At 35.4% G+C, this 12511-nt stretch carries 7 protein-coding genes and 1 pseudogene; 4 read left to right on the forward strand and 4 right to left on the reverse strand.

Annotation, left to right across the window (positions count from 1 at the left end; all coding sequences use genetic code 11):
* Positions 1-29: 29 nt before the first annotated feature.
* Entirely contained in the window at positions 30-287 is a 258-nt protein-coding gene (locus tag RCH13_RS08010; RefSeq protein ID WP_326986722.1) for a hypothetical protein, read from the reverse strand.
* Positions 288-312: 25 nt separating this feature from the next.
* Positions 313-1401, reverse strand: coding sequence for an FAD-binding oxidoreductase (locus tag RCH13_RS08015; RefSeq protein ID WP_326986723.1), 1089 nt, complete (start codon positions 1399-1401; stop codon positions 313-315).
* Positions 1402-1731: 330 nt separating this feature from the next.
* Here RCH13_RS08015 and clpB point away from each other — a divergent pair, with 330 nt between their 5' ends.
* Positions 1732-4323: an ATP-dependent chaperone ClpB gene (clpB, locus tag RCH13_RS08020; RefSeq protein WP_326986724.1), complete on the forward strand. Its 2592-nt coding sequence runs from the start codon at positions 1732-1734 to the stop codon at positions 4321-4323.
* A gap of 610 nt (positions 4324-4933) precedes the next feature.
* On the forward strand, positions 4934-6859 hold the full coding sequence (locus RCH13_RS08025) for an ABC-F family ATP-binding cassette domain-containing protein (RefSeq protein WP_326986725.1): 1926 nt from the start codon (positions 4934-4936) through the stop codon (positions 6857-6859).
* 382 nt (positions 6860-7241) lie between these two features.
* Here the strand turns inward: RCH13_RS08025 and RCH13_RS08030 are convergent, their stop codons facing one another.
* Both RCH13_RS08030 and RCH13_RS13925 read right to left on the reverse strand, forming a co-directional pair.
* A complete protein-coding gene (locus tag RCH13_RS08030) occupies positions 7242-7664 on the reverse strand; it encodes a type II toxin-antitoxin system HicB family antitoxin (RefSeq protein WP_326986726.1) in 423 nt (140 codons plus the stop codon).
* Between the two features lie 403 nt (positions 7665-8067).
* Positions 8068-10838 (reverse strand): annotated as a pseudogene (locus RCH13_RS13925) (DNA methyltransferase).
* Positions 10839-11008: 170 nt separating this feature from the next.
* Between RCH13_RS13925 and RCH13_RS08065 the strand changes: the two are divergent.
* Together RCH13_RS08065 and RCH13_RS08070 are read left to right on the forward strand one after the other, a co-directional pair.
* Entirely contained in the window at positions 11009-12337 is a 1329-nt protein-coding gene (locus RCH13_RS08065) for a hydroxymethylglutaryl-CoA reductase, degradative (protein WP_326986728.1), read from the forward strand.
* Position 12338: 1 nt separating this feature from the next.
* Positions 12339-12509: a hypothetical protein gene (locus tag RCH13_RS08070; protein ID WP_326986729.1), complete on the forward strand. Its 171-nt coding sequence runs from the start codon at positions 12339-12341 to the stop codon at positions 12507-12509.
* Positions 12510-12511: the final 2 nt, after the last annotated feature.

Here is a 12511-nt window from a genome sequence, read left to right on the forward strand (position 1 = left end):
GCGTTTTAAAAATGATTTAAAAAGGCGAATTAATGAATTGCTATTGCAATCTCTTCTGGTACATAAAGCCCAATTCGTCCTTCAGAAAATTCGCCTACCACGAAGGTTATTGTTTTTTCTGGCGTATTAATGTCATATTGATTAAAAAGATAGGGGTTGCCACTGAGTGGACCAATAACTTCGATTTTTCTTTCTGAACAGTGCCAATAATGATTCCAAATATTAATTCCTTCTACTAAGAATTCTTTGTCCACTTCAATTAAAGATATAAATTTCCAGAGTGCCATGGCTAAAATTTTTATTAATTACTACTTAAACATCATAATTCAGCATCACTACATTGGTTGTCGGGTGACACTGACAAGTCAGTACAAAACCTCGCGCAACTTCGTCGTCGGTTAATGCGAAATTTTTCTCCATAAATACTTCACCTTCCATCACCTGTGCTTTACAAGTACAACAAACGCCGCCTTTACACGCAAATGGAACTGGAAGTTTGTCCATCAATGCTTGGTCTAAAATACTGTTTTTTTTCGAATTTAAATGAAAGGAGTATTCATCATCGTCTATGATTAAAGTGACCATACTTTCTAAGTTCGGAATGGCCTTAAATTCATCACTCATTTCTGCATTTTCCCCGTCGTCGGGCGCGGAATAATATTCATACATCACTTGCAAAGAGGGAACTTTCTTATCTTTTTTCAAATAATTTCCAATTCCTTTTATCATTTCTGAAGGACCACAGATGAAATAAGTAGCGTCTTGAACTGGAATTCCTGGAAACCTTTCAAAAATTAAATCCAACTTTTCAGCAGAAATTCTTCCTTCAAAAAGTTCATCTTCAAAATGCTTCTCCCGAGAAAGAAGGTAAATGATTTTAAGTCTTCCTTCAAACTTTTCTACCAAATGATCTAATTCTTTTTTGAAGATAATGTCATTCAGACTTTTGTTGCTGAAAAGCAGATACGCCTTACTTTTTGGTTCTTGGTAAAGTGCCTCTTTTAAATTAGATAAAACCGGAGAAATTCCACTTCCCGCTGCTAAACCAATATATGTTTTTTGATTAATTGCGTTGTAATGCGTGTAAAAGTGACCAGATGGAGCCATCACTTCTACCATTGCCCCTTCCTTTAATTCATGATTCAAATAAGTTGAAACTTTTCCCTGATCTAAATGTTTCACCAAAATCTCCAATTCCCCGTTTTCCTCACTGGGCGAGTTAATAATGGAATAACTACGTCGTAAATCTTCACCCTCCATCAAAAATCTTACGTTGATATATTGACCTTGCTTAAAGGCAAATTCGTGACGTAAATGTGGCGGTATCTCGAAGCCAATATGGATACAGTCGTTGGTTTCTTTCTTTACTTTGGTCGCCTTTAATAGATGAAAATGGTGCATAATTTTTGGAAAAACAGTTTGAACAAATATACTTAAATTTAGAAAAAGAGAAAAGGGATTTCTCTCATTACCTTTGTCTATAAGTTCTCCATTATATATAATTTTGATGCGATATTAAATATTAAAATAGAGTATTTCGGAAATTTTGTCTCGTAAAAAATTGCTTTTATTGCTAAATTCGGAAATTTTGACTGAATATTATCGGAATTTTATAAGTGTACACTTTTTGCGGATAGCATGTTAGAATTAAATAATGATTGATTAGGAAGAGTAGGAATTCGTAGATTTATAGGGATTCTTACTGTTTCTAAAACTTAAAAAATTACTGCTATGAATTTAAATCAATATACCGTAAAATCACAGGAAGCCATCCAAAAAGCGCAACAAATTGCGATGGAGTTTGGAAATCAAAGTATTGAACCCCAACATCTCTTGGAAGGAATTTTTCAGATTGATGAAAATATTTCGGTATTTCTCTTGAAAAAATCTGAAGCTGAATTGACCTTAGTTCGGGAGAGAAACCGCGAAAGTTTAGAAAAACTCCCGAAAGTGGAAGGCGGAAATGTTTACCTCTCTCAATCAGCCAATAAAATATTGCTGGATGCACCAAATATAGCCAAGAAAATGGGCGATGAGTTTGTAACCATCGAACATTTATGGTTATCTCTTTTTGATGTGAATTCAGAAGTTTCTAAAATGCTCAAAGATATGGGCGTCACCAAAAAAGGTTTGGAAATGGCAATCAACGAATTGAGAAAAGGATCAAAAGCAACTTCCGCCAGTTCCGAAGAAACCTACCAAAGTTTAAATAAATACGCGAAAAATTTCAATGAATTAGCAGCGGAAGGAAAACTTGATCCCGTAATTGGACGAGACGAAGAAATCCGCCGCGTTTTGCAAATTTTATCCAGAAGAACGAAGAATAATCCAATCTTAATTGGGGAACCTGGAGTAGGTAAAACTGCGATCGCGGAAGGAATTGCGCACCGAATTATTTCTGGCGACATCCCAGAAAATTTGCAGGACAAAACTTTGTACTCTTTAGATATGGGTGCATTAATTGCCGGAGCAAAATACAAAGGGGAATTTGAAGAACGATTGAAATCCGTTATCAATGAGGTTACCAATTCTGATGGGCAAATTATTTTGTTTATCGACGAGATCCACACTTTGGTTGGTGCAGGTGGAGGCGACGGTGCGATGGATGCTGCTAATATTTTAAAACCAGCTTTGGCACGTGGAGAACTCAGAGCAATTGGTGCGACGACTTTAAATGAATATCAAAAATATTTTGAAAAAGATAAAGCTTTAGAAAGACGTTTTCAAAAAGTAATGGTAGAAGAACCCGATACAGAATCTGCGATTTCTATTTTGCGTGGAATTAAAGATAAATATGAAGCACACCATAAAGTTCGGATTAAAGATGAAGCAATTATCGCGGCGGTTGAGCAATCTCAACGCTATATTTCTGATCGTTTTTTACCAGATAAAGCCATCGATTTAATTGATGAAGCATCAGCGAAGTTACGCATGGAAATTAATAGCAAACCCGAAGAGCTCGATGTGTTTGATCGTAAATTGATGCAAATGGAAATCGAACTCGCAGCAATTTCCAGAGAAGGAAATGACGTGAAAGTGAAACATTTAAAAGAAGATATTTCAAAAGTTTCCGAAGACCGAAATGAAATTAACGCGAAATGGTTGAAAGAAAAACAGAAATCTGAGGACTTAACTAACATTAAAAAGGACATAGAAGCCTTAAAACTAGAAGCAGAAAGAGCGTCGCGAATTGGTGACTACGCTAAAGTTGCAGAAATTCAATATGGAAAAATAAAAGAGAAAGAAGGTGATTTGCAGAAACTGGAACTAGAAATGCAAAATCATCAGAATGAATTAATCAAAGAAGAAGTCACTGCAGAAGATATTTCTGAAGTAATTTCTAAATGGACCGGAATTCCCGTGACAAAATTAATTCAGTCCGAAAGAGAAAAATTATTGCATTTAGAAGATGAACTGCACAAAAGAGTCGTCGGTCAGGAAGAAGCAATCGAATCAATTGCAGATGCCATCCGCAGAAACCGCGCTGGTTTGAATGATGAGAAAAAACCGATTGGGAGTTTCTTATTCCTTGGAACTACAGGAGTTGGGAAAACGGAATTGGCAAAAGCTCTTGCCGAATATTTATTTGACGATGAAAATAATATGACCAGAATCGACATGAGCGAATATCAGGAAAGACATTCAGTGTCACGATTGGTCGGCGCTCCTCCAGGATATGTTGGTTATGATGAAGGTGGCCAATTAACCGAAGCGGTTCGACGAAGACCTTATTCCGTGGTGCTTTTAGATGAAATTGAAAAAGCGCATCCCGATGTTTTTAATACATTGCTTCAAGTTTTAGATGATGGACGATTGACGGATAATAAAGGACGCGTTGTCAATTTCAAAAACTCGATCATCATTATGACTTCCAATTTAGGCTCTCATTTGATTCAAGAAAACTTTGAAAATATTACAGAGGAAAATGTAGATGAAATTGTAGCGAAAACGAAAGAAGAGGTTTTCAGTTTATTAAAGCAAACCTTGCGTCCAGAATTTTTGAACAGAATTGATGAAACAGTCCTTTTTCAACCCTTGAGCAAAAAAGAAATTGGAAAAATTGTTCACTATCAATTGCGTGGATTTAATGACATGCTCGCAAAACGCGGAATATTTATGACGGCCACAGAAGACGCCATTTTCTATATTACCAATAAAGGATATGATCCAAGTTTTGGTGCAAGACCTTTGAAAAGAGTTTTGCAGCAAGAAGTGCTAAATAAATTAACCAAAGAAATATTAAGTGGCAATGTTAATGATGGAGACCGTATTACGCTGGATTATTTTGATGAAAGTGGTTTAGTTTTCCGTACAACAGATTGATTACTAGTCCATTTCTGCAATTTGACAAAATGTGGCGCGATAATTGCAACTTCTTACTTGAAAATTTATTTTTTCCATCATTTGTGTTAACGAGCCCGCGGATTTTTCCGTGGGTTTGTTTTTTTGCTGAAAATTGTAAAAATTATAGATAAAAGTTTTGATAATTCAAAAAATTATATAATATTTGCACCATTCAAGGCTGATAAAGCCGAGAATAAATTTTTTTTCATCATTTGTGTTTGGAATCCATCATTAACTTGATGGATTCTTTTTTTATTCGCATCAATCCATATTTTATAATTGTGATTTGATTTCATTTATCCTTTATCCTTACTCATTACAATATTTCATGCTGGGTGGAAAAAGATGATTTTTAGAGGGTAAAAGTGAATTGCCATCAAAAAAATACGCAAACGGACGAATAAAATGATGGTTTTTCGGAAGAGTTTGAAATTGATTTCCACTGCATTTCTCTCGATTTTGCTGAAATTATCCTCAAAAAATTGAAAAAGGCACAATTTTTTACCATCCTTTTTCCTTTCTATTAATTTTAATTACTTTTCACTACTTTTGCACCTCGAAAATTCATTACTAATAAAGCATCATCAATATGATTTCTGTTCAAGGTTTAGGGCTTCATCATTCGGGGAATTACCTCTTTCAAAATGTAAATTTCACCATAAAAAAAGATGACAAAGTAGGCTTGGTCGGTAAAAATGGAGCAGGTAAATCTACTTTGCTGAAAATGCTAACTGGCGAAATCAACTTTTACGAGGGAAGCATTATTCAAGAAGGCACCGTAACCATCGGATTTCTAAAGCAGGATTTGGATTTTGTAAAAGGCAGAACAGTTTGGGATGAAACTTTGCAGGCTTTCGAACAGATTAACGCCATGAAGAATGAATTGGAAGACGTGAACCATCAAATGGTGACCAGAACTGATTATGAAAGTGATTACTACGAAAATTTAATTCACAGAATGACGGAATTAAATGATCTGTTAATGCATTATGATGCCTACAATTTAGAAGGCGACGTAGAAAAAGTTTTATTAGGATTAGGTTTTAAAGCCGACGATTTTCATAAAATAACCGATGAATTTTCTGGTGGTTGGCGAATGAGAATTGAACTCGCAAAATTACTTTTACAGAAAAATGATTTAATGCTTTTGGATGAACCGACGAATCACCTGGATATGGAATCTATTATTTGGCTGGAAACTTTTTTGAAAGATTATCCCGGTTCCATTGTCTTGGTTAGTCACGATAAACAATTTATGACCTCTGTTTGTAACAGAACTTTCGATATTAATAATAGAAAAGTTGATGATTACAAAGCGAATTATACTAAATATCTAGAACTGAGTAAGGAGCGAAAAGAAAAGCAAATTCAAGCCAAGAAAAATCAGGATGTGGAAATTAAACAGATGGAAGATAACATCAACCGTTTCCGCGCCTCTGCAACCAAATCTTCTTTCGCGCAGTCTTTAATCAAAAAATTGGATAAACTGGAGAGAATTGAAGTGGACACCGACGATGTTTCTAAATTCAATATACGTTTTCAACCTGCAGTAACGCCAGGAAAAGTTGTTTTTGAAGCGAAAAATCTTGGGAAAGCCTATGGCAAGAAACAGATTTTTGATAAGGTAGATTTCTTTATTGAGCGTGGTCAGAGAATCGCTTTATTGGGTCAAAATGGACAGGGAAAAACAACTTTAGCTAAAATTTTAGCCGGAGAAATTACAGATACCACCGGAGAATGGAACTTGGGTCACAATGTAAACATCGGTTATTTTGCTCAAAATCAGGAGGAAGTTTTAACACCAAACAAAACCGTTTTAGAAGAAGCTGAAGATTCTGCCACCGAAGAAACGCGGCCAAGAGTTCGGGATTTATTGGGAAGTTTCCTTTTTCAGGGAGATGATGTAACCAAAAAAACCAAAGTACTTTCGGGTGGTGAAAGAAACCGTTTGGCACTGTGTAAATTATTGCTGCGTCCCTTCAACACTTTGATTATGGATGAGCCCACAAATCACTTGGATATTCAGTCTAAGGAGATTATCAAAATGGCGCTACAGAAATTTCAGGGAACTTTGATCGTTATTTCTCACGATAGAGAATTTTTACAAGGTTTGAGTGATAAGATTTTTGAATTCCGCGATGGTAGAATGAAAGAATTTTTAGGCGATATCAATGATTATTTAGAATTCCGACAGAAGGAAAGCATCCGAGAAATTTCTGCAGAAAAATCCAAATTACAGGAATTGAGAAATGAACCTGTTGCAGAAAAAGTAATCGAAAAGCCCGTTGAGGTTAAGCCGGTCATTATAACGAAAGATCAGAAAAACATTCAAAATAAAATCAAGAAAGTTGAAGAGAAAATTTCGGATCTCGAATTAAAAATCGAGGAAATGGAAAAAACTTTCACTACCGAAAATCCTTCCGAAGAAACTTTAGAAGTTTATAATGCGAAGAAAGCAGATTTAGATCTGGCTTTGCAGGAATGGGAGTTTTTGGGAACGCAGTTGGAGGATTAAAATTACTAGAAGCGGGTATTATCCGGTTTTAAAGAATTAAATATCAATAGGAACGGGCTTTAGCCCGTTTTTTTACAGTAATTATTGTATTGACTTTAGTCAAAACGTCTGGTGCAAAAATAATCCAGTCAAGATTTTTCGAAAATAGAAATTCATTCGTGACTTTGCACTTTCATAGACCTTCTGTCCTGAAATGAACGAATATTTCTATTCCCGTCAACAATGGTAACATTTTCAAAAACTTCTCCTACCGAAATCCTATTTCTTTTTCTTCGACCTTTCTATAGTAAATAAATTGGCGGTGTATTTTTTTGAATAAGCAAACCTTTATGTTACGATGTGGGGAAAGTAAAAATTTATACTTTTTGAATCTTGGATTTTATTAATCTTTGACTGTTATTTTTCGACTCTCTTTCTTTTTGGGAGATATGTCAATTTCACTGTCTGCTTCATTAATTGTAGCACTAGAACCTACATTTTGCAAAAATGAATTTAAAGCTTGGTTTACAATGGTATTTATTTTTAATACTGTATTAAGGGAAATAAAATGGAGACTCTCGTGAATTTCCGGTGATGTTCTAACATCGAACACGCCTTTAAATTCTTTTTTCAGGGGAATTTCGTATTCTTTACAAAGCGCAATATATTCCTCCACAGCAGATAAGAAGTTGGTATTAAATTCTGAAGCTTCTGTACCTTCGTAAAGAACGACACCATTAATTCCGATTAATTTGCCGAAAAACATTTTACTTTCCTGATCAAATTCTACCGTTCCTTTTATGCCTTTGTGCTCAATTGTATTCATAATAAATTGTGATTTTCTAATTCTTCTATAATTGCTTTTAGCTGATAATTTTTCAGCACGTCTGGACTATGCGGTTTATAAAGTCAGATTACGCTTGCCAAATTAATGTTGATAAATGAGACCGAACTTCCAGAAGTACCTCCATTATTAGATTCCCCGTATCCCAATGAAATTAAAACCGTTCTTCATTCAGAATATTTAAAATCTTTAAGTTTTGATTTTAATCGTTCTAATAGTTTTTCCTTCTTTTACATTGCTGCAAATATTTAACAAAATGTAACTATTTTTTAGTTACAAAAACGCACAATAAATTTCAATAACATTTTTCGGGATTTAAAATTAGTTCGTGCATTCATGGCAAAAAATTTTTAAGTAAAATAAGTTGCCACGAGTTCGCGAATTCCTATTTCCTTTTGGGAGGTTTTTCTTTCGTAAATAAATTGGCGGTGTACTTTTCGTAGAGTTCGAAGAGGTAAACCATTCTGTTGGCTTCTGTGGTAAAGGGCGCGCTTCTGTAGGCGGAATCTACAGCTTTGTCCAAATCCTGGTGTGCTTTTGTTAAACTTGGCGGCATGGTTAAAGGATTGCAGAGAGGCAAAGAATTACCACCCCGTCCTTCGGACACCCCTCCAGAGGAGGGGAATTGAAAACTGGCGCGAACATCTAAAACTTTCTGAGCTTTTTCCTCAATGAGGTTAATTTGTTTTTCGGTGGGATTTTCTGGCCAGGGAAAATTGTTGTAACCTAAAGTGTTTGAATATCTAATATCACTTTTTAATCTATCGCAAAAACTTTATGCAAGAATTTTGCATTTTTGAACTCATTATACCAAATGAAAATAATGACGCATTGGGAATCATATAAATTTTATTACTAGCAATCGTCGAACTATTCACATATCCAACGGGAATGTAATTTCTGTTTTCTGAAGAAAATTCTGGCAAAGCAAGATAGTCTGTGTTATCATGTCTGTTTTCTCCGAAAAGCATAGTAGTTTGTGCATCTTTTCGAGTAGTTTCTCTATTGCTTAATAATCTGTTGCTTTTTACATTTTCAATTCTATTTAATAATAAAGGCATTGTTCTTATTTCCGTCGGATTTGCTTCGGACAACCACAAACACCATCTTTCTTTATTGTTTAAAAATTCATAACCGCCAATAAATCTTTTAAAATGTTTTTCAGAATTTGGTTCTTTACTTATAGAATCATTTTTCTATTGTTCTGTAAATAAATAAAATCCTCCATCATTTGGCATACTTCCTTTTATCATTTCAGAAACTCTGCAAATTGGTAATCTTCTCTTTTGAACAAAGTTGTCGTTTCCTTCTAAAAGATATGGATTTATATTTTTCACTTGTATTTCGTGAGGTTCTCCTTTAATGTGTTGATATTCAAAAATATTTTTATTAGTAGTATCAAAGTTTGCGAAACCAACAATTACACAATGAACAGCGGCATTTCCTTTTGCTTCATTGCTCCAACTAAAAGTTCTGTGTGCACAAAATGAATTTTAATTTTGTAATGATTAAAAAGTAAATTCCACAGAATGCCAACTTGCTCACCTTGAGCGATTGATTTTGTAGAAACAAAACCAACTTTTATTTTTGTATTTTGAATAAATTGAGCAGCTTTCAAATACCAAGCAGAAACATAATCTAAAACTCCTGCGCCTTTAACATTTTTAGAAATAATTTCTAAATCCTTTTTTTGTTCAACGTTTTGATTTGATTTTCCTAAAAATGGCGGATTTCCAATTATAAACGAAAGCTCTTCTTTAGGAAAAACCGTTTCCCACTCAATTTCTAAAGCATTGCCATGTACAATATTTACAGATTTTTTCAAAGGCAACCTCGCAAAATATTGTCCGAATTCATTGCTGATGAGCATATCATTTGGTGATCGATGAGCCATATGGCGACTTCTGAAATACGGGCGGGAAATTCTTCGTACTCAATTCCTCTCATCATATCTACATCCAGCCAAATAATTTAGGAAGCATCCAGAATTCCCTGTCCGGATCTGTACGTTGCGCGCAAAACTTCGATCTCTAAGAGGCGCAATTCCCGATAAGTAATGACGAGAAAATTACCACAACCACAAGCTGGATCCAGGAATTTGAGCGTACTTAGTTTTTGGTGAAACTCCGAAAAATTGTTCTTATTATTTTTCAGGGTTTCAAATTATGCCCAAAGTTCATCCAGAAATAAAGGTTTAATGAGTGTCAGAATATTGGTTTCGCTCGTGTAATGTGCGCCAAGATTTCTCCGTTCTTTCGGATTCATCACGCTTTGAAACATGGAACCAAAAATGGCGGGAGAAATTTTGCTCCAATCGATATAGCAACAATTCAGTAAAGCCTGTCTCATCTTGGAATCAAAACTCGCCATGGGAAGAATTTCCTGAAAGAGTTTTCCGTTCACATAGGTAAATTCGGCTAATTGTTCATCTAGATTTTTGAAGCGTTTTTCAGTGGGCATATCTAAAAGTTGAAAGAGTTCCTGAAGTTTGGGGGCGAGATCACTTCCGTCTTCATTTGTTCGGTTTTCTATAAATTCCTGAAACTGCTGTTTATTGAAAATGGTGGTGTCTTCTGTAAAAAGACAGAAAAGAAGGCGCATCAAATAGACTTCTAAAGGATGGCCATGGTACCCAATTTCTTCGAGCCGATTATGTAATTTGCCCATTAATTCTGCGGCTTTGATGTTGGCAGGATCCTGTTCTTTGTAAACTTTTTTCTGATAACCGAGCAGGAAACCAAAATACTGAACATTGTTGACGAGGTCTGCAATTTTAAATTCTACGGTTTTATCTTCTTCTAAATCATAGAGTTTAAAGATCTCAAAATCGGAGACGAGAATATATTTGGGTAATTCGTGTTGTTTTAAACCGTGCAGATAATCTTTGGCTTGTTGAAAGGCTTTGTCGGGATTTTTGCCGCGGCTTTTCATTTCGATGAGAACAGTACCTTACCAGAGAAGATGGATGTAACCATCGCGTTCATCTAATTTTTCCACGCGATGTTCAAAGGTTGCGACTTTTTTGCTGTAGATGCCGAAAATGTTAAAGAATTCTACCAGGAAAGGTTTCGCATCGGCTTCTTCGTTAGAGTAATTTTCCCATTCTTTGGAGAATTTTACTGCCCGTTCTTTAATCTCATTCCAACTTAGCGCCATGAAGAGGTGTTTTTGATAAGGCTCAAATAGGGATTTAAAAGGTTAAAATTAATGAGAAGAGATAAATAGCCAGAAATGCGCGAACTTTCTTTAGGCATAAATCCATCATCCATCCCCCAACATAACATCCCACTGAATTTCCTATCTTTGAATTTCAAAAAACTATTTCTATGAATCATCAACCGGTTGAAGGTTTTTCTAAGTTGACCAAGCAAGGGAAAATCGATTGGATTGTTACAGAATATCTGCACGGAAACGCAGACTACCAAGAAATTTTAAAGCAATACTGGAACACAAAGCCAGACCTTCAGAAATTACACGAAGAATTTTCCGAGAACACGATCTCCAATTTTTATATGCCTTATGGAATCGCTCCCAATTTCCTTATTGATGGAAAATTATTAGCCTTACCAATGGCGGTAGAGGAAAGTTCTGTTGTTGCAGCTGCTTCTAAAGCGGCAAAATTCTGGATTGATAAAGGCGGTTTTAAAACCACAATCATCAACACCAAAAAATTAGGACACACGCATTTTATTTTGAATGTAGAGCCGCATAAAGTTTTGCATTTCTTCAACTTTAAACTCAAGAAAAAATTGTTTGAAGCAACTGAAGAAATTACCAAGAATATGCGAAATCGTGGCGGTGGAATTTTGAATATTCGGCTTATTGATAAAACCGCGGATCTGGAAAATTATTTTCAGTTGAAGGCGAGTTTTGATACGGTAGATTCCATGGGTGCAAATTTCATTAATTCTTGCCTGGAAATTTTTGGAAAAACTTTGAAAGAAGAGGTGGAGAATGAAGAAAACTTCACACAAGAAGAAAAAGATTCTTTGCAAATTGTGATGAATATTCTCTCCAACTTTACGCCGGATTGTATTGTACGAGCCGAGGTTTCCTGCAAAATTGAAGATTTAAAAGACGATAGCGGAATTTCTAATGAGGAATTTGCGACGAAATTTAAACGTGCGGTTACGATCGCAGAAATTGAACCTTTCCGCGCTACGACGCACAATAAGGGAATTATGAACGGAGTTGATGCGGTGGTGATTGCGACAGGAAATGATTTTCGCGCAACCGAAGCTTGTGCACATGCTTATGCGGCGAAAGATGGAAAATATTCCAGTTTGACGCATTGTACGATTGATAATGGAATTTTTCGGTTTTGGATCGACCTGCCGATTTCTGTGGGCGTTGTAGGAGGTTTAACAAATCTTCATCCGCTTGTAAAATTTTCTTTGGCACTTTTGGGGAAACCATCTGCACAGGAACTGATGAGTATTTTGGCGGTTTCCGGTTTAGCGCAAAATTTTGGGGCGCTGCGTTCTTTGGTGACAACCGGAATTCAAAAAGGACATATGAAAATGCATTTGTTCAATATTTTAAATCAATTAGGAGCAACAGAAGAGGAAAAAAATCATTTTGTGGCTTACTTTAAAGACAAAACGGTTACGCATCATGAAGTGATTAGTGAATTCAATCAATTGAGAAATAAATAATATGATAGGATTAATAGTAGCAATTGCCATTTTAATTTTTGGCGTTTTTTTAAAAAGCACGAATGACCCAAAACTGGAAAGTTCGAAGAGATTTTCCTGGATGTTCATTCTTATCGGAATATTAACATTAATTGGAAAATTAGTCATCATGTATCAAAACGGAGAACTTTAAAA

The organism is Chryseobacterium sp. MP_3.2 (assembly GCF_035984805.1).
In the GTDB taxonomy this organism is placed as follows: domain Bacteria; phylum Bacteroidota; class Bacteroidia; order Flavobacteriales; family Weeksellaceae; genus Kaistella.

What these genes read in the sequence shown, in the direction of transcription:
- RCH13_RS08025 (WP_326986725.1), top strand. Translation starts at nt 4,934, where the DNA reads ATGATTTCTGTTCAAGGTTTAGGGCTTCATCATTCGGGGAATTACCTC.
- RCH13_RS08015 (WP_326986723.1), bottom strand. Translation starts at nt 1,401, where the DNA reads ATGCACCATTTTCATCTATTAAAGGCGACCAAAGTAAAGAAAGAAACC.
- clpB (WP_326986724.1), top strand. Translation starts at nt 1,732, where the DNA reads ATGAATTTAAATCAATATACCGTAAAATCACAGGAAGCCATCCAAAAA.
- RCH13_RS08070 (WP_326986729.1), top strand. Translation starts at nt 12,339, where the DNA reads ATGATAGGATTAATAGTAGCAATTGCCATTTTAATTTTTGGCGTTTTT.
- RCH13_RS08030 (WP_326986726.1), bottom strand. Translation starts at nt 7,664, where the DNA reads ATGAATACAATTGAGCACAAAGGCATAAAAGGAACGGTAGAATTTGAT.
- RCH13_RS08010 (WP_326986722.1), bottom strand. Translation starts at nt 287, where the DNA reads ATGGCACTCTGGAAATTTATATCTTTAATTGAAGTGGACAAAGAATTC.
- RCH13_RS08065 (WP_326986728.1), top strand. Translation starts at nt 11,009, where the DNA reads ATGAATCATCAACCGGTTGAAGGTTTTTCTAAGTTGACCAAGCAAGGG.